Consider the following 25,103-nt stretch of genomic DNA (forward strand, 5'->3'; position numbering starts at 1 on the left):
GGCGCGTTTGTTTTTATTTGTTTAGAAGCCCTACGAGCTTGGCGCGTGGGGATTTGTTTTTTATGAGTTAATAGCCTTGATATGAGCTTGGCGAGACGTAGGTGAGTTCACTCGATATATAGCGCTACGGGGTAAGACCCGCAAAACTTCCTCGGTTGTGGTTATACCAGCGTTTAATTTGTCGATCGCGGCAAGTCGGAATGAATTAAAGTCAATTTCATTAAGATAACGATTCATTTGGGTGATTGTCCCTTCATAAATCATTTGCCGAAAAGCATCATCAATATCAATCAATTCAACAACAGCTTCTCGCCCAATATAACCAGTGAAAAAACATTTTTCACAACCTTTACCTTTGCGCCAATGACTGGGATCAATATCATCACGATCCAGTCTCAGGGCTTGCAGTTCCGACAAGGCAGGATAATGGGGCGATGAGCAATGGGGACAGTTTTTGCGAATTAGTCGCTGAGCGACCACACCCAATAAAGCATCACTAATCAACCCTGGATCTGGTCCTAAATCTTTGAGGCGTGGGATGGCGCTAGCGGCATCGTTCGTATGCATTGTTGATAATACCAAATGCCCAGTTAGCGCCGCTCTGACGACAGTTTCCGCAGTTTCGGGATCGCGAACTTCACCCACCATTACAATATCGGGATCTTGGCGTAAAATCGCCCGCAATCCCGCCGCAAAGGTCATGCCTGCGGGTTCACAAACTTGAGTTTGGGTGATATTTGGCAAGATGTATTCAACGGGATCTTCAACGGTGATTACGTTTACATGTTCTTGGGCGATCGCTTGCAGGCTGGTGTAAAGAGTACTGGTTTTACCTGAACCCGTGGGGCCAGTCATGATAATGAGTCCTTGGGGTTGTCGTAGCCAACTGTCATAAATTTTGAGGGTGCGATCGCTAAATCCTAAACATTCTAAATGATTAGAAAAAGGATTGTCACGGGGCAACAATCGAATTACTGCTTTTTCACCACAGACACAGGGTAAAGTACTCACCCGCATATCTAGATTGAGGTGTAGACTTTCTTCACTGGTGTATTCTTTACCAATGCGTCCGTCTTGAGGGCGACGACTATCGGCGATATCCATATCCGACATCACCTTGAGGGCGACAATCATTTTGCGGCTGATTTCAAGGGGCAGGGTTTTGATGTCACGCAAAATACCATCAATGCGAAAGCGAACTCGTAAACCTGTGGGCGTTGGCTCTAGGTGAATGTCACTGGCACGATGCTGCAAAGCGATCGAGATCAGGGCATTAATGCGACGAGTTTGATCGACAGCTTGCGCTAGATAGAGGTCAGTCACTTCGCCAATATCAACCTGCTCAGTTTCTCCGGTGAGAGGATTGATCGCCTGCGCTGAATGAATCTGATTAGGATTAGGAATATTTTGGCGACGGAACCATTTGCGATAGCTATCGGTAGTAATCCTGATCACTCTGATCTCAGTCAAGGTGCGATCACTAATCAGCTTGATTTGGTCATCATTGAGAGCTTGGGGACTACCAATATAAAAACAATTTCGCCATAGTAGTAATGGAATTACGGGCTGCAAGATACTACGGTCTTCAAATTCGCGAAAAAACCGATGGGTTAGATCTTGGTCAAGCCAAGCCAAATGCACATTGCCTTCAATATCTACTAAAAATCGTAATGCTTCTTCGCAGGTTGCAATGTTGCCATGACGCAGTCTTTTCCAGACTGATTCCCCTACTGACTGCCCAGATGTTTGACTCATATTGTGTAAGCTCTGTGTTAGAACCTTTCCCTATTTTAATAATAAGGGCTTTGCCCTAATCACAAAACGGCGCTGCCGTTTTGTGATTTTCAAATCATTACTGGGTTGGTTTTTTAATTCATTTGGTCGTATTTTTTATTGAACATTTTCTTAGCTTGATCGTAAATCTCGACTGTAATTGGCGAGAAACTATTATCTTGAGCATATTTTTCAATCTTTTTACGGGCAAAAGGACGCACAAAAAAAGGAATATCTTTTAGCTTAGCTTCAGCTTCGGCAGTCCATACAATCTTTTCGCTCATTGGTTTTTATAGTCTATTTGGATTTTTAGTTTTACTTAAAGTTTAACCTAGCGATCGCGATCGCCACTCTAAAAACCAAAAGGATAGTTGGGGCTTTGCCCCAACTATCCTCTTATAGCTATATCTTCAAATCTACAGTAAATCCTTGCAGTAGATGGGCATAATTAATTACAAACCCAAACCCGTAAAGTTGCGCCCCTGCGGGGCGCAACTTTACGGGTTTGGGTAATTTATTCTGCACAGGTACTTATTAGGATATTCCGACGATATTTGTCTTTTGAGTTATTACCAAGTAGCCAGAATCTCCAAGGTTTCGTCGCACCAATCGATCCAACCTTTTTCAAAGTTGATCCCTCGTCGGAGTGTTAAGTAGGCAAAACGAGACTCTTTAGGACAATCTTGAGGTGAACTAAAAAAGTTACGCTCGATCGCCTGATAAATTTCCAGTTGTTGTTGATGCAGTTGACGATGATCTTTAATTTTTTGGGCGATCGCCTCTTCAGGAATTAAATATCCTGCATAAATTTTAAGCAAAAATTCATCTTTTACAGATGCAACATCGCTAGATTGCAGTAGCCATATTTTTAGATGCGACAAACCTAGATCTGTAACAGAAAATATCTTTTTGTCTGGTTTTCCCTCTTGGGCGATCGCTTCGGCAGAGATAAGACTTTGCTGCTCCAGTTTGGTTAGCTCTCGATAAATCTGTTGGTGCGTGGCTTGCCAGAAAAATCCCACCGATCCATCAAATTGTTTGGCGAGGTCATAACCACTTTTGGGTTCCTGAACCAGTGAAACCAAGAGAGCGTAAGCAAGGGACATGTTTTTGGAAATCAACGATAATGAAGGTTGACATATGCACTTAGTTGAGTATACATTATTCAACATATTCAATTTAGTGCATATTAGCTTAATTGAATATTATAGGCAATTCAAAAAAACAGGGCTTCGACTTCGCTCAGCTGACGGTATAAGCTAGCTGAGCGAAGTCGTAGCCCTCCACAAACTATTGAAGATTGCCATAACATCTCACTATCTTGTTACAGGAGACTAAAATCATGGATGCTTCTCAGGATGGACTTCACGTTATTTTTGGTACGGGCGCATTGGGTCTGGCGATCGCGTGTTTATTCCTGCAATTCAAGGCAAGACTGCCGAAGCGATCGGCAACTTGGATTTGCCACACACCTATACAAATATTCGAGATTTTGCGAGAGCGATGATCATTTTGGGAGAACGAGACGATGCGATCGGGCAAGTCTGGCATGTTCCCAACGCGCCCACGATTTCCACAAGGGAAATGTTAAATATTCTCTTTGAGGAATTGGAATTGCCAGCAAAAATGAATGGCATGGGCAAATTGATGATGCGAATCGGTGCTGTTTTTATTCCTGAAGCGGCGGAATCAATCGAGATGATGTATCAGTTTGAGAATCCCTTTGTTGTTGATAGTTCTAAATTTGTCAAGACCTTTGGTGATATTGCCACACCACATCGTGAAGCAATTCGCCATACAATTGCGTGGTATCGCCAATATCTATCGCAAGCAGAACAGGAACTAGTTAAAAGTAAAGCTTCCCAATCTGCTCAGAAGATTGCTACAAAAATTTAAAGCAAATTCCCAGCACAAGTCTATGAGAATCATTGATCCGAGCCAAGTACCCAGCCGAACAGGAAGTAACTATCCCGATCACTTCAAACCAGTAGTTGCTGGACGTGAAAAAAAGCGTTTAGGTGAGGCAGCAGGACTAAAAAACTTTGGCGTAAATTTGACTACCCTGCCCCCAAAATCTCGATCTGCGCTCCGTCATTGGCACACAAAACAGGATGAATTTATCTATGTGCTATCAGGAGAGCTAACCCTGATTACCGATGCAGGAGACTCAATTTTACAAGCGGGACAAGCGACAGGATTTCCTGCGGGTGAGGCTAATGGGCATTGTCTCTATAACCATAGTGACGAAGTTGCTACTTATCTAGAAATAGGCGATCGCACTCCTGATGATTCTGCAAACTATCCCGATGATGATCTGATTGCGATCGCTTCAGAACAAGGCTGGCAATTTACTCATAAGAATGGAATTCCTTATCTCTCTTAATCACTGATGTTATGTGGAACGCACATGATGAATCTCTTGCTGGTAGCGAAGCAGGGCAACCACGGGGGGATTGCCCCTACTCCAAAATTTAAAGATTCTCGTAGGGGCTGTGCCCCCCGTGCCAGCCCCAAACCTATGCCATTATAGGAATTCCTTCCACGTAACATCAATTAATCAATAGAAATTTATTCATTGGAAAATATCATGACTACAACTACGAAAAGACAAGCATCTTGGGCAAAGGCGATCGCAAGATCAGCGACAGAATTTCCCCTTACCCAACTCTCAACTATTTCTGGCAAGATTCCTGAATCACTCAAAGGTTCTCTTTATCGTAATGGTCCCGCACGATTGGAACGTGGTGGATTAAAAGTAGGACATTGGTTTGATGGTGATGGCGCAATTCTTGCCGTGCATTTTGCCGAAGGACAATCTCGCGCTACCTATCGCTATGTGCAAACTGAAGGATATTTAGAAGAAGAACGCGCCAATAAATTCATTTATGGCAATTACGGGATGGTTGCCACTGGCTCATGGCTACAACGTTTCGGTAAATCAACTAAGAATGTGGCGAATACTTCCGTTTTAGCATTACCTGACAAGCTGCTTGCCCTTTGGGAAGGTGGCTTACCCCATGCTTTAGATTTGGAAACTCTCGAAACCTATGGTTTAGAAGATCTAGAAGGACTAGAAAATCGTTTGCCCTATTCGGCTCATCCGAAGCGTGATCCTCTAACAGGCGAGATTTTCAATTTTGGACTTTCCTATGGCAAGAATGCCACGTTGCATATTTACCGTAGCGATCGCACAGGTAAGCTGCTTAAAAAGAATCAGGCAACTTTGCATGGAATACCAATGATTCATGACTTTGTACTAGCTGGAGATTACCTAATCTTTTGCGTACCACCTTTACGGATGAATCCATTTCCTGTGCTGCTAAATTTACAGAGTTATAGTGAGTCATTGCAATGGAAGCCCCAAGAAGGGACTGAAATTCTAGTATTCAATCGTCATAATCTTGAATTGGTTAGTCGCAACGTTGCTGAGCCTTGGTTTCAATGGCATTTTGGTAATGGTTATAGCGATCGCGATGGCAATGTAGTCTTTGATTTAATCCGCTATCCTGATTTCACTACCAATCAGTTTCTCAAGGAAGTTGCTTCAGGGCAAACTAAAACTAAAGCCAAAGGTACTCTCTGGCAAATGCGACTCGATCCGAAAACAGGTGAATTTCTCGAAGCTTCGCAATTGGTAGATCGCGGTTCTGAGTTTCCTAGTGTGGCTCCTTCACAAGTAGGTCAAGACTCTCGCTACACCTATCTCTCAATTCAGCGTCCTGATGCGGTGATTAATCAAGAGCTATTCGGTGCGATCGCTCGTTACGATTACCAAACCCATACCCTGATCGAAGCGGATCTGGGTGCAAATTGCTATCCGATGGAGCCATTATTTGCCCCTGACTCCACCAATCCCGATCGCGGTTATGTAATTACGGTGGTCTTTGATGGCGATCGCCAATGTTCGGAAGTATGGATTTTTGATAGCGATCACTTAGATAGCGAACCGATTTGTCGTTTAGCTCTGCCCAGTATTGTGCCAATGGGTTTTCATGGCACTTGGCGATCGTAGCAAGAAAAAAAGAGGTGCAAAGCACCTCTTTTTTTCTTGTATATACAGTGAGTAGCTATAGCTATAGCTACTCATGGCGTTGCCAATTTTGACGATAGATTAGCTCTAACTGATTGCCAAACTTCATAAATAGCTTGCTTTGCTGATCTTGAAGTGCCAAAAATAAACGGTGAAATGCCGAAGCAAAAATGGCAATAATTAAACCTGCCGCAGTTGTAATTAGCGCCTGTCCGATCCCTTCGGTTAGCGATCCCGACTTCGTATTAGCCGCAACATCACCAATTTTGAGAGAACCAAAGGAACCAATCAGCCCTGTCACAGTTCCTAACAGTCCCAACAAAGGCGCGAGTGTAATCACCGCTTCCAGTAATTTCTCACCCTTGAGCATTCCTGCTAGTTCTTCATCAGCCGTACTTTCAAGCGCGAGGCGAAAAAGCTCAGGTTCAGGATTTTCTAAAGCTAGAGGAGCATGTAAAAACCTTGCCACAGGGACTTTTAAGGATTGCTCAGCCGCCACTGCGGCGAGTTTTAAATCTTGACGAGCGATCGCCAAAATATTCTCAGCAGTTTTTTGTTCTTGCTTAATGATGTCGAACCAAAAAATGAGCCTCTCCATGATCCCAGCCAAAGCAAACACCGATAGGGCGATGAGTGGATACATGACTGGTCCACCCGCCTTGATCAACTCAATCACTGGGATTCGACTCCTTTTCTTCACGTTCACGGCTGAGTTGATTGATGAGGGACAGCACCTTAACACCACGTTCAAAGGAGCGATCTTCATGGAAGACGACTTCAGGCACACGGCGCAAGGCTAGTCTTTGACCAACTTCACGCTTGATAAACCCCGTAGCTGAAGCCAAGGCTTCCATAGTTTGCTGTCTTGCTTCCTCAGTACCGTAAATACTGACAAAAATTTTCACATGTTGGAGATCGCCTGATAGTTCGGCATCGGTGACACTGACCATGCCCATACCAACGCGATCGTCTTTAATATCTTTGAGCAACATATTGCTGACTTCTCGCTTAATTAATTCAGCAACACGCGCAACTCGTCTTGTAGTAGCCATAGATTTGTACTTATCACAGTAAACTTTAATTTTTGAATTTGTTGCCCTCATCCCTGTAGGAGATCCCATGTACATATCAAGTCTCTCTGTCTATGTTTGAGGGTTTAGATCTCCCCCAGCCCCCCTTAAAAAGGGGGAAGAAGAAAATTCTCCCCCCTTTTTAAGGGGGGCTGGGGGATCAATAGTAACTCACGCTATAGCTGATAACTTGGTGAACATCGTAGCCCAAAAGCAGAGGGGTGAGGGCTTGGAGCCTTTTATCATAGGCTTTCGTAATGCCGACAATCTTGACAGGGACCACTAGGATTGATCGCACAGCGAATATACGGCGATCGCGCATTGTATTTGCAGCTAACCTTGCCAATCACATAACCAAAGCCATCAATGCAGGTCATATCAGCAGGGGGTAAGGCTTTTAGGCTTAGGGTTACAGGAGTTACATTTACAGCGGAATTTATTCGCCGATAATGATCTTGGGTACGGTGAAGTATCCATAAAGACAGGATTGGAGGTGCTACACCCACTAGTAAGATAACGACGATATCTAACATATTGCTTAACATGGTGATATTTCAACATGCGGCGAAGTATTGGACAAATCGAGTTTTGCTAAACCTATGCTAAGCGATGTCTAGTCCTAGCATAGCTCTTAATACTAGTGATACACCAATAAATCCACTAACGATCGCTGTAATCATAGCGATCGCAGTTAGGGGTTGTTTGAGTAATGGAATAATTGGGGCAATTACCACAGACAGGACTCCGCCAGTAATTAGTGCTAAGAATTTAGGATAGCGGAGCAGATTTTGAATAAAGTTTTTCATAGGTTTGAATATCAATAAGACAGGCTGAGACAAATAGCCTACATCCTATTGAATATAGGGTGTAGTTTTAATTTTTTGGTAGTTTTATTAATTACATTAACTTTTGTAGGTCACTATCAACATAAAAAATATCTGTTAAATTAGCGTCAGTTCGACGAAAGCGAAAAATGGTAAGAATCGCTAAGCGATTCTTACCATTTTTCGCCATTTGCGGCGTGCTTCGCACGCCACAAATGGCTATATCGAACTCACGTTAAATTATGTGACAACAAGACAGAGTATCCGCTACCGATGAAACTTTAGGAACTCTTGACAGACTTTACAAATTTTATAATCCCATCATCAAAAACCTTGCTATGCAACGCTTTTGATGATGGGATTTGAGAGTCAAAGTCTGTTTGAAATTATCCCGATCTCACATTACTTACGATTGAAAACTTCTAAGGTTTGACGACTAAACTCACGTAGGTTTTCAACTCCATCTTCCATTGGCATCTTTTCACCAAAAAATTGCCAGTTATCCACCGTCGAAAATCGCCAACATTCGCCCTTATAGTCATGTCCACTAGCTTCAACCCCGATCGCGCGTAAATCTCCATCGACAGGATCTTCATATAGTCGAATTTGGAAAAGAATGCTACGAACCTTGAGCCGCCAGCTCACCCCTGGGAAATGGAAGCCGACATCAATCGAGTCTGGATCGAGTAATCTGCGTGTATCGGAATTATTTAGCCAAGGTTTCAAATCAGAGCGTGCGGCTGGGTAAATAGCTTTAAACAAATTGACAATCGTGGCGATTTTGATCGCTACTTCCACATTTCTAGCTTGTTCAGCAGCATTCACGGGCAGTACCCTCACATAAAACCTACAAAACGAAGATTTATCAGCTAGCAATCCCAAATTGAAAAATGGCTACGCCATTTCTTAATTTAAAAACCCTTACTGGGTTTAGACTTTGATTCACAAAAGTGTGGCCACACTTTTGTGAATTGGTATAGTCACTGATCTTAGCATTTGCCAACAATAAACCCTATTAACTCGCGATCGCTGTAGCAATTCTGACTATAAAGCCAATTTTATGGATTTTTCGCCTCAGCGCAGCAAATCTCTCAATTGCTTCTGGTAGTTACTAAATCAGGAATAGACTCAAAGTTTGGTAGGACAGATGGATCAAGACTTAAGCGATCAAGTAACTTGGCAAACTCCTTGCAACATTGGGCTGAGCTTTGCAAGATTTGCTTTTGTGAAAACTTGATCATGATCCAGCCTGAATCTACTAAAAAGCGATCGCTAAGATCCTTTTGCATTAGATTTGCCGCACTTTCTGAATCTGCAATAATCTCGATCGCAATATGCACATTCAACGCAGGATCAATATAGGTCAAAGCAGGAACCCAATCATGGTTAATGCTAGGAATATAAATCTTGACACCTTGATAGAGCGTTCCCGATAAATACTGTTGGAGAGTCTTTCCAAAATCATAAATAGCCGATTGATCGCGATCCGTAGGCTTACGACTCTGGGCTAAGGCGATCGCATTTTCGACGGTCGGAATCTTGGCAAAGAACTTCTGAAATTGCTGATGGCGAAACTCAAGGATACGTTCAGGCGCATGGGAGATCGCCAATTGTTGCTGATAACTAACCTCTTCGCGGGAATAAGCTTCTAGCTTTGCGAAATAGTTTTGCAGTTGATTTTGATGGTTTTGATATCGTTTTTTGTAAGTGAGAAACTGATATCTGATCCTTAACACAATCGCTACTGTTCCCACGATCAGCATCATTATCCCTAACTCTTTGACAACGGCGGTTACTATTGCTACTAGGACAATCAAACCAAAGCTCAAGGCGATCGCTTCTTGAATTTGAATTGGCGTGGGCTGTTGATTGGAAGGCAACCTTGGCAAGGACATACTTAGCTTGGGTGCAACAGGCTTAGACTGAGCAATGCGCTGCACTTCTGGAGGAATAAGAATAGTAGGAAACTGACGCATTGATTAGGTAGCCTGAAAGAGCGATTAAATTTAATTAACTGAATATTACTTAGAACAAAGATATTCCTAATGTTTCAATGTCAGGTTGATAGAGGGTTTGGAGACCAAGCCCCTACAGAATTTGTACAGGTAGGGGCTTGCTCTCCAAGCCCAAATCTCAGCTTTTACATAACATGAGTTAATTAAATGTAATTCTTACAGTGCTTTGAGAGATTTGCAAGCTGCTAACAAGAGGGGGGGGCGCTATACGCCCCCTCTTGATCTAGGCATTAACATACTTGATGCACTAAATCTCTAGAACCCCCTCTAGCTCCCCCTTGGAAGGGGGAGAACTTAGACTTCCCCCCTTCCAAAGGCTTCCATGTACACACAAGTCTCTCTGTCTATGTTTGAGGGTTTAGATCCCCCCAGCCCCCCCTTAAAAAGGGGGGAGAATTTTCTTCTTCCCCCTTTTTAAGGGGGATTGAGGGGGATCATTAGTAACTCATGCTCTAGCTGATGACTTGTGTGTACACCGTAGCTTCCAAGGTGGGACTAAGGGGGGATTTTTTGCATGGTGTGTCAAGATATTAATGCTTTTATCTAGGCATTATCTAGTCCAGGAATCGATCGATATAGCTGGATATACTTCTCTGCGGAAGATTGCCAACTGAAATTATTACTCATGCCACGTTCTTGCAATAGTCGCCATGCATCGGTATAGCGATAGCTTTCCCATGCACGTACCATACAGGTATACATATCCAATGGCTCGTAACGATCAAAACTAAAGCCTGTACCTGTCTGCCCAATTGGATCATGGAAAGATACAGTATCCACCAATCCGCCAGTACGACGAACAATTGGTACACAACCATAGCGCAGGGCTATTAGTTGGCTCAGACCACATGGCTCAAAGCGACTAGGCATCAAAAAGGCATCGGAACCAGCATAAACCCGATGGGAAAGTGCTGAGTTAAATAGGATCTGTGCCGACATGCGCCCAGGATAGCGAGAGGCAATTTGCCAGAGTTGTGATTCGTAATAACGCTCACCTGTTCCTAAAACTACAAATTGAGCATCGGTATATGCCAAGAAGCGCTCTAAAGTTTGCAGCAGTAGATCAATACCTTTTTGTTCTACTAAGCGTCCGACCATGCCAATCAAGAAAGTTGCAGGATTTACGGCTAGCCCTAACTCTTTTTGCAAAGCAATTTTGTTTGCCATGCGATCGTCAAGGGTTCCTACAGAATAGTTCTGCACCAAAGATTGATCGGTGGCGGGATTTTCTAGCTCGGTATCGATGCCATTTAAAATTCCCCAAGGCTTCAGGAACGATAGTAAGCCCTCTAGCCCTTCCCCATAGGTGGGTGTACAGATTTGCTGAGCATAGGTTGGAGATACTGTATTCACGCGATCGGCATACTTGATACCTGCCGCCATGGTGTTATGGGCATCCATATACCAAGGAGTCCAAGTAATTTTATCGAGGAACCATTTCCAAGGACCTTGATAGGCAAGGTTATGAATCGTGAATACTGTGCCAATGTCAGATACTTGGTGCATCCACACAGGGATCATGCCTGTATGCCAATCATGACAGTGAATAATATTTGGTTTCCAATAGTTCCATGCAAATTCGGCGACGGCATTGGCAAACATGGTGAACCGCCAATCTTCATCTTCACCACCGTAAACGCGAGCAGGAATAAATGACCCATGCCCCATTAAGTACAAGGGCACATCTGTACCCGGTAAAACGGTTTCAAAAATATCAAACTCCTGAAACATGGCATAGCCTTTCCATTTCCATTCAGGGTTTTCCTTGAGTTTGTCTGGGATTACGCCGTAGTAAGGCATGATGATCCGCACGTCATGTCCCATCTTCTTGAGAATCGGAGGGAGTGCACCCACCACATCGCCCATGCCACCAACTTTGGCAAGAGGTGCAACTTCAGCCGCCGCAAATAAAATTTTCATTTGTTGATCATTACTCGTATGTCAGGCTATCTAAATTATTTTCAGGCATATAGCGATCGCTACAGCAGTAATTTTTACAAGCGTAGCTTGAGAGTAAAAAAAGAAAACCCACTGCTTGGGTTTTCTTTTGGATGATCGACGCGATCGCTACAGCAGTAATTTTTACAACGTGGCTTGAGAGTAAAAAAGAAACCCCAAGGAGTGGGTTTTCTTTTGGATGATCGACGCGATCGCTACAGCAGTAATTTTTACAAGCGTAGCTTGAGAGATAAAAGAAACCCTACTTCGTGGGGTTTCTTTTGTTGATCGTTGTATCTATAGCTATAGCCACCTGTATCAGGACAAATCAAAACCCAAGTAGTGTGAGGCGGCGCTTCGCGCCGCCTCACACTACTTGGGTTTTATGTCCTAACAAGAATGGCGACAGCTATAAAAGTAAGGGCAATTCACTTACTTTTATAGCTGTCGCATAATTTCTTGGCAAAAAGAACTTGTAAAACCAGTTCTTTTCGATTTATTCAGCGATCGCCCCTTCGTCTTGATGGTTATCATCATCTTTGGGAAGCTCTAAGCAATAGCCAGCCCCATATACAGTTTTAATATATTTAGGATGGCGAGGATCTGGTTCTAACTTGGTGCGTAAATGGCGAATATGCACACGGATAGTCTCGATATCATCATCGGGTTCATAGCCCCAGACTTCTTTGAGAATCTCACTAGGCGATACGGTCTGACCATGACGCTGTAACAAACAATGCAACAACTCAAACTCTAAATGAGTTAACTTGACGGTTTTATTAAACCAAATCGCCTCAAAGCGCTCAGGTACGAGCGTCAAGGAACCAAAGATTAAAATTTCACCATGCTTAGCAGTGTCAATAATCCGATTAGTACGGCGTAGTAAAGCACGTACTCGCGCTAGCATCTCTTCCAGCTCAAAGGGCTTGGTCAGATAGTCATCTGCACCAGCATTAAATCCTTCGACCTTATCTTGGGTCTGCCCCATCGCTGTGAGCATCATTACAGGAATTTCTTTAGTCCGTTCATCACGGCGCAATCTTTGACAGACAGTAAACCCATCTACTCTAGGCAGCATCAAGTCAAGGATGATCATGTCAGGTATTAACTGAATGGCGAGTGCTTGTCCTTTGATACCATCACTCGCTTGACTGACTTGATAGCCAGCATGTTCGAGGTTCAGCGTCACCATCTCAGAGATTATCGGATCATCATCAATCAAGAGCAGCCTAGGCATCATTAGTCAAAGTTCCATCTATACGATTGGATTACGATTTGTTAAATAATATATATCATTACGATACATAACGAGTAAAGGTGACGCAGTCCTCAAAATAGAGGAACCAAATTTTTTGTGGCGCGGCTAAGCCCCGTCACAAAAAATTTGGTTCCTCTATCACGATCGCCAAAAAATTTCTGGCTAAAGGAGTAGTAGGTACAGAGTATCAGCCGTTTGCAGTCGTTTGAATGATGATGACCACAAAAACAAGCTAAGTCGGGCTTTAACTCTTACAACATTACTCATACAATATATGAAGATATGTAAAAATTGATTTAATATTTAATACTGGTTTATTCGCATGAGCCTTCCAACTACTTCTGTCACCGAACTTTTTGCACCAGTCAAAGATGACTTGCGTATGCTCACGGATAATCTGAAGCAGTTGGTTGGGGCAAGACATCCAATTTTGTATGCTGCTGCTGAGCATTTGTTTGAAGCTAAGGGCAAGAGTATGCGCCCCGCACTGGTCTTATTGGCTTCACGGGCGACCATGAGCGATCGCGATATCACCTCACGCCATCGCCGCCTCGCGGAGATCACGGAAATGATCCACACTGCAAGTCTGGTGCATGACGATGTGATTGACTCGGCTGACCTACGGCGCGGTATGCCAACTGTGAATAGCAGTTTTGGTAATCGCATTGCGGTATTAGCAGGAGATTTTCTGTTTGCTCAAGCATCTTGGTATCTTGCCAATTTGGATCATCTGGAAGTCGTTAAGCTTTTGTCAAAGGTAATCACTGATTTTGCCGAGGGTGAAATTCGGCAGAGCTTGACTGCATTTGATAGCGATTTGACCTTAGAGGATTATCTAGAAAAAAGTTTTTATAAAACGGCTTCGCTTATGGCGGGTAGTGCTAAGGCTGCGGGGGTGTTGAGCGGTGTCAGTCAGGTACAGGCTGAGCAATTATTTAACTTTGGTAAGCATTTTGGCATTGCTTTTCAAGTTGTCGATGACATTCTTGATTTCACCAGTTCTACTGAGACTTTGGGTAAACCTGCTGGCTCTGACCTCAAGCAAGGTAATTTGACAGCACCAGTGTTATTTGCGATAGAGGAATTTCCACAGTTGCGCGGCTTAATCGAAAGAGAGTTTAGTGAAGTGGATGATCTCGATAAGGCTTTAGAACTAGTGAATAAAAGTGAAGGTATTTCGCGATCGCGTGACCTTGCGAAGAGTCATGTTAAGTCTGCGCTAACTGCGATCGAGTGGTTGCCATCTTCTGCGCCTAAGCAATCCCTCATCGGTTTAACTAACTACGTTCTAGATCGCTTGTATTAGAAATTGTGAGCATAACGCTTTGCGCTAACCTCCCTAATGTTGGCATTGATAATGTTGGCATTGATATAGTTACTCTCCAAATCTCTAATACCAATTCACCAAAGTATTAAGTAATTAGACATACAGCCCTTTGCGCTCAAACCCAAACCAAGAAAAAACTTGAAAGCTTTGCAAAGCAACGCTTTCAAGTTTTTTCTTTTGGTTCGTTTGATTGATAATTGCTGTAAGTAAACTAAAACCCTAGAAAGCTATCCCGCCTGCGTAGCGGGCGGGACAGCTTTCTAGGGTTTAATTATGGTGAGCTACCTATCACACTTTTGTGAATTAACCCGAACTGCGGTTAAATATATTGTTTTAAAACTCAATGATATTCTTCTCACTCGTACTAGTACCAGAGAGATCAAGATAATTAACCTCAATCTGTTTACGGATTTCGGCTTTACGTTGTCTTGCTTCCTTAACTTTGGCTTGACACTCATAACCAAATGCGGGATTAGCAATCACATCAATACTTTGATATTTGCTCAACCAATCCTTTTCATGTTTCTCGCACATGATGTATTGAATCTTCGCGATCGCAGTTCTCACAACAATCTGGGGGCGCAATAAACCGATACGCGAATTTTCATCGAGCCAAAGCAGATGCTGCAATTGCTGGGCAACTTCCTCTTGCTCAGCACAGAGAATCTGTAATTGCTGAACTAGATGATCAGGATAGGGTTCTTCAGCAGCAAGGGAAGTTTTGTTCTCTTGAAGCAGATTGAGAATTGTTTGCCAAAGATAGCGATGATTGGATTGCGTAAATTCAATATTCTCTTCTTCAGCAATCTCTTGATATAGATAAGCGCGGTGTTGGGGGAAATGCAGATAGATTTGCAAAAGTTGAGTTTCGGCAATATGCAGCGAATTTGTAGTCGTTGTCAGCGAAGGAGCAGGTTTATTGCTATTCCAGCGCGTATTCCGTAATTGGCGACGGAGATCTTGCTCCAAACGCAAAGCTAGATAGGAATTGCCTTGAGATAGTTTCTGAGCAGAAGTATGGATGTAATGGGTGCGAAAGAAGGAATCAACGGGTAGATTATTGAGCAATTGCGCGATCGCTTGACTACTCTTTTGAAAACGATCAGCTTGATTAAGATCTTGCCCTGTAAGGATTTGATCAATCTGCCAATCGAGAAACAATGGTGCATTTGTCAGCAAATCCCGATAAGCTTCAGCACTATGTTGTTTGAGATATTCATCGGCATCCTTGCCATCGGGCATCGTCAACACCCGCAATTGCACTGTGCCATTAAAAACTAATTCCTTAAAACCTGCGATCGCCTTTTCCGCCGCCGTAATTCCTGCCTTATCCGCATCAAAATTTAAAATTACATTCTTCGATTCGCTATAGCGCAGTAACTGCTTCATTTGATCGGCATTAAGCGCTACACCCATTGTGGCGATCGCCTGTTCAATTCCCGCTTGATGTAAAGCGATCGCATCAAAATAACCCTCCACCACAATCGCCTGATCAGATTTAGATATAGCATCTCGCGCCTTATCCATCGCAAACAGAACCGTACCCTTACTAAAAAGTTCTGTTTCAGGTGAATTTAAATATTTTGGTTCTTCATCACCAAGCGATCGCCCACCAAAGGCAATCACTCGCCCACGAGTATCGTGAATAGGAATCATTAAACGATCGCGAAAGCGATCGTAAAATCCATTACCTGTTTTGCGCGGAACTACTAAACCTGCTTCTTCTACTAAACTGACAGGAATCTGTTTTTGCTGCACCAGATATCCCATTAAGGTTTCCCAACCCGCAGGCGCATAACCCAGTTGAAATTTCTGGATTGTCTCTTTGCTCATTTGTCTCTTTTCGGCAAGATAGGCAAGAGCCTGCCTTCCCTGTGGTGCATAGAGCGCATGTTGATAAAAACTTGTCGTCAGAGCCATCACTTCATAAAGGCGATCGCGATGGGAGATTTGACGCTGAATTTCTTTTGCTTTTTCGGGTTCGACAGTTTGAATGGGAACGTTATAACGTTTCGCCAAATCCAAAACTACGTCAGAGAACGATCGCTTGTCGATCTCCATCAAAAACTTGACTGCCCCACCAGCCGCCCCACAGTTAAAGCAGTGATACATCTGCCGCGATGGGTTCACCGTCAGCGCTGTAGCATTTGTACCATTATGAAAAGGACAAGCCCCCCGAAAGTTTGCCCCACTTTTACGTAGCACAACGCGCTCGGAGACGATATCTACGATGTCTGCCCTTTGACTTACTTGGTCAATGGTGTCTTTGTGGATTTGGAACTGTCCAGACATAATCGCGATCGCCTATTTGTAAACCGCAGTATGCTCAATATATTTTATATCAATCACCTTCAAAAAAGCAGAACCTATTTAAAAAGCACAGATTGAGATCCCCGACTTTTTTTGTGAATTTGTAAGTTGCCTTTGCGTGCCTAGAAAAAGTCGGGGATCTGTGCATTTACAGGTTGCTTTTGTTGACCTACTTGCGATCTTAAAAGCAATACTCAGCATTTCTGAATACAATATCAAAATCACGTTTTTTGATATTCAACGTGAGGAAATTTTACAATGGATAAATTAACTCTCTATCGCCAACATATTCAATCCATCTTAACTTATCACTGTAAAATCGATCCTGTTGGTGAAGCGATGGAAACCTATACTATATTTGACACAACAGGCGATCATTATCAAGTGGTTAGTGTGGGCTGGGAAGATGGATTTCGGATGTACGGCTGTTTAATTCATGTGGATATTAAAGATGGAAAGATTTGGATTCAGTATAATGGAACGGAGTATTCTGTTGCCAATGAACTAATTGATCTAGGTGTACCTAAGCAAGATATTGTCTTGGCTTATCATGCTCCTTATGCCAGAAAGTATACAGAGTTTGCTGTGAGCTAGCGTTACCTAAAAGCTTCACTACATTTGATATCCAAGTGTAAATAGAATAATTCTTTCTAATTCTGCGATCACCTCTATGTCTAGCTGTCCTATTCTTTTAATCAAGCGAGTTTTATCAAGTACTCGGAGTTGATGACAAAGTGCAACTGAGTCTTGATTTAGTCCGCCTTGACCGCTAGGAATCAGTAAACAGCTTGGTAAAGCCGCACGGCGCAAATTAGTTGTGAGGGGAATTGTGATAATCGTGCTGGTGAATTTAGAGATGGTGTTTTCTTGAAAGATGATAATCGGACGAGTTCCAGCTTGTTCTGAGCCTTTGGTGGGGTCGAGATTGGCTAACCATATTTCACCACGTTCTACTTTCATCTTTGTCCTCACTATTCAATAGTTCGGCGTATTCCGACATACCTGCTTCAGCTAATTCTCGATCTTCTTGAGCAAATTCTTGATAGAGGTCAGCAAACTGACTGAGATCAGTTTTTTGGCGCGTTAATTTAGTCTGAAATTTGATAAATGCAATAAAATCCGCAACTTGTTTCAGTTGTTCATCATTGAAGTAGTCTAACTCTTGTTTGAGAGATTCTTTAATAATTGTTGTCATTGATTATTCTCCCTTTAAAAATTGGCAGCATTGATAAATTACTTGAGGGTTTGAACTAGATGCATTAATAATTTCCGAGAAAATCTGCTTTACTTCTTCAATTTCCCAAATCATAGGTTTTCAGCTTCATTTTGAATATTCTTCTAATTCTGACATAAAGATTAGGTGTTTATCGGCTAGCAACTCAATTGTTAAGAAATATTAAGAAACGTACAAAATCTACAAAACGTACTATGATTTAAAAGTATTCAAACTATAGTTTTTAGTTCAGGTTATGAGTCTTTTCCCTCAAATACCAATATCTGAGCTACGACATCAATTATCAAAGTTAAAAAGAAGCGTTCAACTAGGAAAACAAAGATTAGTCATTACCTGTTATGGCGAAATCATTGGATATCTTGTTCCTTTGAGTGACATTAGTCCAGAGAATGGCTTTCCAGAAGTTAAAACCGAGGAAATGCCATTAACTAAGTTTCGGGATCAAGTACATGATGCTTGGGAACGACTACAGTCTGGTGTTGATTGCTTAAAATTAACATTTCATAATCGACCAGTCGTAGCTTTTGTTAGTAGTAACTTAGCAAGTTATTTACCAATTCCTCTTACCAATTCAGAGGATATAAAACAGATTTTTTCTCAAATCAACAAATCTCAAATAACTGGAGGTGTCAATGCAAAAGTTTAAGATCGAGTATGCAGATGGTGTACAAGAAATCTTTTTAAACCTTGAAAAGTTATGTACTCAAAGTGAGAAAGATGAGATTAGAGATTTTCTTGAAAAGTTGAAATCAACTGGAGAGATTTCAGGATTTCATTTAACTCGCCATCCTTGCATTGATAATCGAAGTGGTGTTCGAGAGGTTTATGGTGATCATTTCAAGCTGACATATACATTTGATGGGCAATCAAAGTGTGTGAAAATATGGTCTTGTCACATTCTCACTTCTTATGAGGTAGACGAATGTATAAAGACCTTTAGAAGCGCGAATTGCACAGATGAAGATAATCCAATCTACATAACACAAGTTGACAATCCAGACAAAATTATTAGCGCAGTAAAATTTATTGGGACAGCACCAAAATCTCCCTTTGAAATTGCTCATGAGTTTGGACATAAAGGTGAACAAAGAAGTATCGAGAGGCATGGGCAGTATCTTGGAAGGATTATTTGTGAACTAGGGCTTGGTCGAACAGTAAAGCACGGTCGTGGAAGCAAATATGAACTAACTAAATCAGGATGCCGCATTGCAACTGCTAAAAATTCAGCCATCGAAGAACGAGTAATGATAGAGGCAATGCTTGGCTACAAACCCATGCAACTAGTCTATGGCGAGATTATCGAAGATCAACCATTTAGCTTGCAGTTTGTTAAAGATTTAATTGACAAAAAACTCTGTCCTCACGATCACACTGACGTTACAAGCAAACGTAGAGCACAAGCATTGAGAACTTGGGCAATCTGGTTGTGCCATAAAACTGGAACTCCAATTCGCTATGAAGGTTCAGACAGTAAACAGCTATTTATTCCATACATTTATGCAGACCAAAACATATAGCTTTCAGAAACAAGACTCACTCGGAAAGCAGGGAGAACAGATTCTTGATGATTGGTTATCTTCCAAGTATCAAATCATTGATGTATCGCATATCTTGCAATATCAAACTTCAGGAATTGATAGGCTGCTGATTCATCCTAGTGGATTTACTCTATCAGTAGAGTATAAATTTGATAAAGCGGCAGGTAGAACTGGCAATCTTTTCTTTGAAACCACATCTGTAGATACTACAGGGATACCTGGTTGGGGATGGAGTTCACAAGCAGATTATTGGATTTTTCTAGTGCCAGACAACAATCTCTATATCGTTAAACCATCCGATTTTAGATTGCTTGTCTGGCAAAAGAGAGAACAATTAAAAGAAAAGCACGTTCAGAATTGTGGTTATCGTACTATTGGCTTCCCAATAAAAATTGTGGATGTTAAAAATATCTCTTGCTGTGTAGCCGATAGAAGTGTTTCTCCTCCCTTATTAGATCGGGTCAGAAAATCTTGACAGCCTGATTGTCTTTATTAGCCTTAATTACCGCGATCACATTGCCAGTTTTTGATAATGGACTTAGACGATAGATTGAAAAACTTATAAGCTATGGTTTTACCTCAAAAAAATGCGATCGCTGTTGAGATTTTCTCAGCTTTTAGAGAAGCACTAGCATAGGTAAAGCAGGCTTGAATATCTGCAATTGTAATATCAGGATAATTGCGAAGAACTTCATCGATACTCCAACCCTGAGCAAAAAGATCAATAATAAACTCAACAGCAAGGCGAGTACCTTTGATAACTGGCTTACCAAATAACACTTCGGGGTTGAGGGTGATTCTATCTTGCCAATCCATAGGAGTATCTAGAATATATCGCTGTTCTTTTTTTACATCTTACAGTCTTTCCTTAACTTGCAGAAGAAAATGCTTCTACATTTTAGAACCCATTTAAGAATTGTAGTTTTTGCCCCCCTAGCCCTCCAATTCTGGGGGGAAGCATATTTAAGTCCCCCAGTATTGGGGGATTTAGGGGGCTAGACACCTAGAGTTTTAAGTGTCCAATTCTTAAATGGGTTCTTAGAACAACCGTGAAGTTAGGAGTAAAAGCGATAAGCCTAGTAAAACTAGAATCGAACTGCCGATGTTGTTCCAGAATTGGTGATAGCTGGTGAGAGAAGCGCGTTGCTTGGGGCGATCCTCCATGATTGGTTGTAACGTTGATAGATCGATAATTGGGAACTTGCCGCGTCGAAACCAACCTGTCGCAATTATCGAGTGATCGCATAACATTTCTAGATTTTTAAGCGTATTAGAAGGATCGATAATCCATTGACGGAAGTTGGGAATATAGTTGATGAAGGCTAAGCCCCCTTGATCCTCTAGGCGTAGCATATAACCAATGTAAAACTCATCAGTACCATAGCCGAGCAATTCCCCCGGAATTTGGATGGGAGTACCTTGGACATAACTGGCATAGGGATCGATCAAGAGGCTCACGAGATCAGTGTCGGCAACTTTGCGAAAATCGGGATAGCGCAAACTGCCTTGCAGCATAAATCCTAAGCCTAAGCCAATCATTAATAGGCTGAGTAATAACCATCGGTTGTACAGTTGCGATAACAGCATGGCAGCAATTACGGCGATCGCCACACCAACAACAGGCGAAATTTGAATTAGCAAATCGCGCCAAAAGTTTCGATATAGGGCTTTTTTATTGAGCTTTTTCTCTTCCTTTAATAGTTCCGCAAAGTCATATTCTGTTAGTAGTCCCAATTGTTTGGAATATCCCGATAAAAACTTCAAACGTTTCCCAACTAAGGGATGGGTAGAATGAAGTTCTAGCCAACGCCGCCAAGGATTAAATAGCTCCCAGAGGAAAACTCGATAGGGATCTTGATCGGTTTGTCCAACATGGGCAATTTCCATAGCTAGCCCGATCGCAGTCATGGTTTGGCGATCGCAAATACCGATGGCTCTGGTGGATTCTAGCAGACGATTAGTGGGCATGGCAGGCTGATTGTAGGGCAACATTTGTCGCGCCATTTTGGGTAGCGCACGGGCTAAAGCGTTGGGATTGCCTGTTACTTCTGAGGCAAAGCGATCGCTGACGATCGTACTCGCATGGGAGAGCCAAACCAACAAATAATTACTGAGAGAATAGAGAACATTGGCAAAGGTGGCTGCAATTTGCCAGATTTGTTTAGCACTTTTAGCGCGATAACTTTGGCGGCTCAGTAACACATAAATGTAATAAAGAACTTGAACAGGAGCGGAAACAAAGGTCAAAACTGCAAAGCTTTTGTTCCGAATTCTTCCGAGTTGATAGGCATAAACCGCCGCAATTTCGTCATCATCTAGACAGGCAAATAGACCACGGCTGACGACAATTCGCGCCGAGTTGGAGATTACGCCATAGGTAAAAGCTACAGGTGCATCATCTTCAATCCATCCCAATCGCGGCACAAATATATTGTACTTTTCACAAAAATTCTCAATGATTTCCACAGCTTCAGGACTCTTTTCATCCAAATCTGCCAAGGTAATCCATTGAATGCGGTGATATTGCTTTTGGGTAATGTCGATAATCCAAGGCGACATAAAAAACAGCAAAACGCTGAATACTACTGACACGATCGCTGTAATTTTTACCCAAGCCTCCGAAAAGTAATCGGTAAAAATCCGCGAAATTCCATAGCTGATTAAAAATTGCAATCCGATGATCGCGCAAACGGTCAGAATGATCGCTGCAATCAGAAAATATTTATAGCGAGAGGGAAGGGATAGGGTAACGTCTTTTTTGCGATAGCGGCGAGGATCGGACTTGATTACCGAAGCGACATCTTCATTACGTCTGATGCGATCATCAGTTGGTGCATCAAGCTCAATGCGAAGGGTAATTAAGGATTTTTGCGCCCATTTTTGCAACTGCGGGTCAGCATGAGCCTCTAACTGCTCGCAAATAGCGATCGCTTTATCGGCTCGACCTGTTTTTTTGTACGCCGAAACCAGCCAAATTTGCGCTTGCACATAGTCTTTGGATGTCAGATCATTACTTTCTCGGCTATATTCAGTCAAGATAGCGATCGCCTCAGTATAGTGCTTTCGCAGCAATGCTTCTTTGCCAGCTTTTAGTGACATCGTTTCGCCTCAATCTCACAACGTTAGAACTTATTTTGACACTTACCGCACTAAATATAACGTCAGTTCGACAAAAGCGAAAAATGGTAAGAATCGCTAAGCGATTCTTACCATTTTTCGCCATTTGCTTCGTGCGAAGCACGAAGCAAATGGCGATATCGAATTCGCGTTAAATATATCAACGAAAGAGATAGATAGGACAAATCCAAACCAAAAAGATGAGTGGCGGCGCGAAGCGCCGCCACTCATCTTTTTGGTTTGGAGCAAACGAGCCGCAAGAGAAAAATTTGAAAGCATAGCTTTGCAATGCTTTCAAATTTTTCTCTTAGCATGGGATTGAGTGCAAAGCGCTGTAAATGGTTTCTAATAGCGATCCCCTAGCTCTTGACTAAATCAACATCGAACCTGCGGCATACATACCTGACGATATCGCCCCATTAACAAGAGAATTTGCTCCAATTAAAGTTTTTGCTGGAATGTGAGCATCTTTGCCAATAGAAGCATCTTCTCCTATATAACAAGGTGCATTCAAAAATGCTCCCTCCGCAACCTTAGCAGTTTTCGCAATCCAAATTCCCTCGCTTCTCTGCTCAACGCGATCGCCGAAATCAAACGGAACTTTTTCTTCCAAAACATCAGTCTGGGCTTGAAAATACTTCTCAGGTGTTCCCATATCCATCCAATAGCCATCCCATACAAACCCCATCATCTTCAAACCACGCTCTAAAACATTGGGGAAAACTTTCCGCTCAAAGCTTAGAGGTTCACCCATTGGATAGATGTCAAAAATCTTGGGCTCTAAAACATAGGTTCCCGCATTAATCGTATCAATACCTTGAGCCAGAAATTCTACCGCTTGTTCAGCATTTGGTTTCTCTCGAAAAGCTTGGACTTGACTTTGCTCATTAATTTCTACTAAGCCAAAAGGCGTAATATCAGGAACTCTTGTCAAAGTCAAAGTTGCATCAGCTTCAGTTGACTTATGAAACTTTATGAGCGCCGTCAAGTCTAAATTGGTAAGGATATCGGCATTGAATATAATTAATGACTCACCTGTGAAATATGGCTCAGCAAGCTTAATTGCGCCTGCGGTATCAAGTGGTGTGGACTCTTCGACATACCGAATTTTGACACCAAAGCGATCGCCATCACCAAAATAATCGATTACTTGTCGCGCTTGATACTGCACGTTTAGCAAAATGTCGCACACACTAGCTTCACGACAACGATTAATCATCCATTCTAAAAATGGACGATCAACCAGAGGTAGCATTGGCTTAGGACAGCCATAGGTCAAGGGTCTGAGGCGAGTTCCTTTTCCACCAGCAATAATTACAGCTTGCATAGAGTTGTTGACTTGCGGTATATGTTGTTTGTTGAGCATTATAGAAGTTATGGAGTGGTGTGTGAGCAATAGACCGATAACTGCATCCAAAGTTCGGTCAGCCGATACCACCAATCGCGCTGATTTGCCTATTAATTCACTAGAAGCAACGCAAATCGATGTGGCTCAAACTACCATTACTAAATTGAAACGCATCCCCTTTGCAAAAATTGGTTTTACTTTATCTCTACTAGTCTCAGTAGGCGTTGGTGCTTTTTTAGGGCGGATTATCCCCATTAATGCCCTAGATTGGGGCGGACTATTAACGGGTCGCAAGCCTGAAGATGTCTTGATGGAGGGATTAGGTCGCAAGTTAGACCGTCCTTATCAGATTCTGGTCATGGGGGTTGATCGGGTACTGGATGCGCCTCTTGGTTCTCCTGAGTCCTTTAACGGTCGTAGCGATAGTATGCTGCTGATTCGCCTCGATCCGATTGATCGCTCCGTGCATATGCTATCAATCCCTCGCGATACCCAAGTGCCAATTCCAGACTACGGCGTGACCAAAATTAATGCTGCTAATGTCTACGGTGGTGCGCCACTAGCCCAAGAGGTTGTTTCAGAAAAGCTGAACGGTGTGGAAATCGATCGCTATGTCCGTCTTGATACCCATGGACTATCGGCTTTGGTTGATGCGCTTGGCGGCATTGAGGTAAATGTCCCCAAGAGGATGAAGTATGTTGATAATACTCAAAAGCTAAATATCGATCTCTATGCGGGTGTGCAGACTCTGAATGGCGAACAGGCTGAAGGCTTTTCTCGATTTCGCAATGATGAAGATGGAGACATTGGACGGATTCAGCGACAACAGATTGTGTTGAAAGCAGTGAAGGCAAAAATTGCTAATCCTGCGGTTGTACTAAATCTTCCCGATTTGATTAACGTCATGCAAAAACATGTGGACTCTAATCTCAGTTTTGACGAGATGATGGCGATCGCCACTTTCACCATGACCTTAAAACCTGAACAAATCCAAGCTAATAGTCTTAAAGGTAGACCAAGTGATCCTAATGAATTTCGCTTTAGTTATTGGATTGTGAGTCCTGAAGATGTCGATCAGGCGATCGCTGACAAATTTACAACTAAGCAAAATCCTCAATAAAAAAAGCAGCGCTAGGCGCTGCTTTTTTTATTATTTAGGACGGGCCAGGAGGGATTCGAACCCCCGACACCGTGGTCCGTAGCCACGTGCTCTAGTCCACTGAGCTACAAGCCCTTAACTCGCGAATCTAATGATAACACAGTGTGCAATCTTGACAAGCAAAAAATAAATTTTCTTTTTTGCTTGTCATATGGCTATGTA

The 25,103-nt window shown here is 42.5% G+C and carries 26 protein-coding genes and 1 tRNA gene; 9 read left to right on the forward strand and 18 right to left on the reverse strand.

The window, feature by feature from the left end; translation table 11 throughout:
• Window positions 1-60 precede the first annotated feature (60 nt).
• The 3 genes from VB775_RS00485 to VB775_RS00495 form a co-directional block, all read right to left on the reverse strand.
• Window positions 61-1,755 (reverse strand): GspE/PulE family protein, encoded by a 1,695-nt coding sequence (locus VB775_RS00485; protein ID WP_281007484.1) that lies wholly within the window; start codon window positions 1,753-1,755, stop codon window positions 61-63.
• Window positions 1,756-1,868: 113 nt separating this feature from the next.
• Complete coding sequence (locus tag VB775_RS00490) at window positions 1,869-2,057, reverse strand: PCP reductase family protein (RefSeq protein WP_281007483.1); 189 nt, start codon at window positions 2,055-2,057, stop codon at window positions 1,869-1,871.
• Window positions 2,058-2,342: 285 nt separating this feature from the next.
• Window positions 2,343-2,879 (reverse strand): PadR family transcriptional regulator, encoded by a 537-nt coding sequence (locus VB775_RS00495; protein ID WP_281007482.1) that lies wholly within the window; start codon window positions 2,877-2,879, stop codon window positions 2,343-2,345.
• Between the two features lie 301 nt (window positions 2,880-3,180).
• On the opposite strand from VB775_RS00495, the gene VB775_RS00500 reads away from it, so the two are divergent.
• The 3 genes from VB775_RS00500 (at window position 3,181) to VB775_RS00510 (ending at window position 5,785) form a co-directional block, all read left to right on the forward strand.
• Window positions 3,181-3,669, forward strand: coding sequence for a hypothetical protein (locus VB775_RS00500; protein WP_281007481.1), 489 nt, complete (start codon window positions 3,181-3,183; stop codon window positions 3,667-3,669).
• Between the two features lie 22 nt (window positions 3,670-3,691).
• Window positions 3,692-4,156, forward strand: coding sequence for a cupin domain-containing protein (locus VB775_RS00505; protein ID WP_281007480.1), 465 nt, complete (start codon window positions 3,692-3,694; stop codon window positions 4,154-4,156).
• Window positions 4,157-4,360: 204 nt separating this feature from the next.
• A complete protein-coding gene (locus VB775_RS00510; RefSeq protein ID WP_281007479.1) occupies window positions 4,361-5,785 on the forward strand; it encodes a carotenoid oxygenase family protein in 1,425 nt (474 codons plus the stop codon).
• A gap of 67 nt (window positions 5,786-5,852) precedes the next feature.
• Here the strand turns inward: VB775_RS00510 and VB775_RS00515 are convergent, their stop codons facing one another.
• The 8 genes from VB775_RS00515 to VB775_RS00550 form a co-directional block, all read right to left on the reverse strand.
• On the reverse strand, window positions 5,853-6,479 hold the full coding sequence (locus VB775_RS00515; protein ID WP_281007478.1) for a MotA/TolQ/ExbB proton channel family protein: 627 nt from the start codon (window positions 6,477-6,479) through the stop codon (window positions 5,853-5,855).
• Entirely contained in the window at window positions 6,472-6,855 is a 384-nt protein-coding gene (gene rbfA, locus VB775_RS00520; RefSeq protein ID WP_094528551.1) for a 30S ribosome-binding factor RbfA, read from the reverse strand. Before rbfA ends, VB775_RS00515 begins: the two co-directional genes overlap by 8 nt.
• A gap of 260 nt (window positions 6,856-7,115) precedes the next feature.
• Window positions 7,116-7,406 (reverse strand): DUF6464 family protein, encoded by a 291-nt coding sequence (locus VB775_RS00525; RefSeq protein WP_323216606.1) that lies wholly within the window; start codon window positions 7,404-7,406, stop codon window positions 7,116-7,118.
• Between the two features lie 69 nt (window positions 7,407-7,475).
• Window positions 7,476-7,679: a DUF751 family protein gene (locus VB775_RS00530; protein ID WP_281007476.1), complete on the reverse strand. Its 204-nt coding sequence runs from the start codon at window positions 7,677-7,679 to the stop codon at window positions 7,476-7,478.
• 420 nt (window positions 7,680-8,099) lie between these two features.
• Window positions 8,100-8,522: a hypothetical protein gene (locus VB775_RS00535; protein WP_281007475.1), complete on the reverse strand. Its 423-nt coding sequence runs from the start codon at window positions 8,520-8,522 to the stop codon at window positions 8,100-8,102.
• Between the two features lie 266 nt (window positions 8,523-8,788).
• Window positions 8,789-9,673 carry a hypothetical protein gene (locus tag VB775_RS00540; protein WP_281007474.1) on the reverse strand — a complete coding sequence of 295 codons (885 nt, stop codon included), beginning with the start codon at window positions 9,671-9,673 and terminating at the stop codon, window positions 8,789-8,791.
• Window positions 9,674-10,255: 582 nt separating this feature from the next.
• Entirely contained in the window at window positions 10,256-11,632 is a 1,377-nt protein-coding gene (gene glgA / locus VB775_RS00545; RefSeq protein WP_281007473.1) for a glycogen synthase GlgA, read from the reverse strand.
• Window positions 11,633-12,146: 514 nt separating this feature from the next.
• The gene (locus VB775_RS00550) at window positions 12,147-12,887 is read right to left on the reverse strand and encodes a response regulator transcription factor (protein ID WP_323216611.1); all 741 of its coding nucleotides are present in this window, start codon (window positions 12,885-12,887) and stop codon (window positions 12,147-12,149) included.
• Window positions 12,888-13,230: 343 nt separating this feature from the next.
• Here VB775_RS00550 and sds point away from each other — a divergent pair, with 343 nt between their 5' ends.
• Entirely contained in the window at window positions 13,231-14,214 is a 984-nt protein-coding gene (sds, locus tag VB775_RS00555; protein ID WP_281007471.1) for a solanesyl diphosphate synthase, read from the forward strand.
• A 354-nt stretch (window positions 14,215-14,568) separates the two neighbouring features.
• Here the strand turns inward: sds and dnaG are convergent, their stop codons facing one another.
• Window positions 14,569-16,527: a DNA primase gene (dnaG, locus tag VB775_RS00560; RefSeq protein WP_281007470.1), complete on the reverse strand. Its 1,959-nt coding sequence runs from the start codon at window positions 16,525-16,527 to the stop codon at window positions 14,569-14,571.
• 276 nt (window positions 16,528-16,803) lie between these two features.
• Here dnaG and VB775_RS00565 point away from each other — a divergent pair, with 276 nt between their 5' ends.
• Window positions 16,804-17,139: a XisI protein gene (locus VB775_RS00565; protein WP_281007469.1), complete on the forward strand. Its 336-nt coding sequence runs from the start codon at window positions 16,804-16,806 to the stop codon at window positions 17,137-17,139.
• Between the two features lie 18 nt (window positions 17,140-17,157).
• Here VB775_RS00565 and VB775_RS00570 read toward each other — a convergent pair whose 3' ends face one another.
• The gene (locus VB775_RS00570) at window positions 17,158-17,505 is read right to left on the reverse strand and encodes a type II toxin-antitoxin system PemK/MazF family toxin (RefSeq protein WP_281007468.1); all 348 of its coding nucleotides are present in this window, start codon (window positions 17,503-17,505) and stop codon (window positions 17,158-17,160) included.
• Window positions 17,486-17,740, reverse strand: coding sequence for a hypothetical protein (locus VB775_RS00575; protein ID WP_281007467.1), 255 nt, complete (start codon window positions 17,738-17,740; stop codon window positions 17,486-17,488). The genes VB775_RS00570 and VB775_RS00575 overlap by 20 nt, the downstream gene beginning before the upstream one ends.
• Before the next feature lie 274 nt (window positions 17,741-18,014).
• Between VB775_RS00575 and VB775_RS00580 the strand changes: the two genes are divergently transcribed.
• Genes VB775_RS00580 through VB775_RS00590 form a run of 3 tightly spaced genes read left to right on the forward strand, consistent with a single transcriptional unit; the run spans window position 18,015 to window position 19,792 of the window.
• Entirely contained in the window at window positions 18,015-18,425 is a 411-nt protein-coding gene (locus VB775_RS00580; protein WP_281007466.1) for a prevent-host-death family protein, read from the forward strand.
• A complete protein-coding gene (locus VB775_RS00585) occupies window positions 18,412-19,296 on the forward strand; it encodes a hypothetical protein (protein WP_281007465.1) in 885 nt (294 codons plus the stop codon). The genes VB775_RS00580 and VB775_RS00585 overlap by 14 nt, the downstream gene beginning before the upstream one ends.
• The gene (locus tag VB775_RS00590; protein WP_281007464.1) at window positions 19,277-19,792 is read left to right on the forward strand and encodes a hypothetical protein; all 516 of its coding nucleotides are present in this window, start codon (window positions 19,277-19,279) and stop codon (window positions 19,790-19,792) included. Before VB775_RS00585 ends, VB775_RS00590 begins: the two co-directional genes overlap by 20 nt.
• Window positions 19,793-19,896: 104 nt before the next feature.
• Here VB775_RS00590 and VB775_RS00595 read toward each other — a convergent pair whose 3' ends face one another.
• From VB775_RS00595 to VB775_RS00605, 3 genes are all read right to left on the reverse strand, one after another.
• Window positions 19,897-20,133, reverse strand: a complete 237-nt coding sequence (locus VB775_RS00595) for a DUF433 domain-containing protein (RefSeq protein WP_281007463.1) — start codon at window positions 20,131-20,133, stop codon at window positions 19,897-19,899.
• 222 nt (window positions 20,134-20,355) lie between these two features.
• The gene (locus tag VB775_RS00600) at window positions 20,356-22,416 is read right to left on the reverse strand and encodes a zinc metalloprotease HtpX (RefSeq protein ID WP_281007462.1); all 2,061 of its coding nucleotides are present in this window, start codon (window positions 22,414-22,416) and stop codon (window positions 20,356-20,358) included.
• A gap of 388 nt (window positions 22,417-22,804) precedes the next feature.
• Entirely contained in the window at window positions 22,805-23,761 is a 957-nt protein-coding gene (locus tag VB775_RS00605) for an NDP-sugar synthase (RefSeq protein ID WP_281007461.1), read from the reverse strand.
• Window positions 23,762-23,822: 61 nt separating this feature from the next.
• On the opposite strand from VB775_RS00605, the gene VB775_RS00610 reads away from it, so the two are divergent.
• Window positions 23,823-24,902: an LCP family protein gene (locus VB775_RS00610; RefSeq protein ID WP_281007460.1), complete on the forward strand. Its 1,080-nt coding sequence runs from the start codon at window positions 23,823-23,825 to the stop codon at window positions 24,900-24,902.
• A 40-nt stretch (window positions 24,903-24,942) separates the two neighbouring features.
• On the opposite strand, the gene VB775_RS00615 is transcribed toward VB775_RS00610, so the two are convergent.
• Window positions 24,943-25,016 (reverse strand) — tRNA-Arg (locus tag VB775_RS00615).
• Window positions 25,017-25,103 lie beyond the last annotated feature (87 nt).

This window comes from Pseudanabaena sp. CCNP1317 (assembly GCF_034931345.1).
Taxonomy (GTDB): domain Bacteria; phylum Cyanobacteriota; class Cyanobacteriia; order Pseudanabaenales; family Pseudanabaenaceae; genus Pseudanabaena; species Pseudanabaena galeata.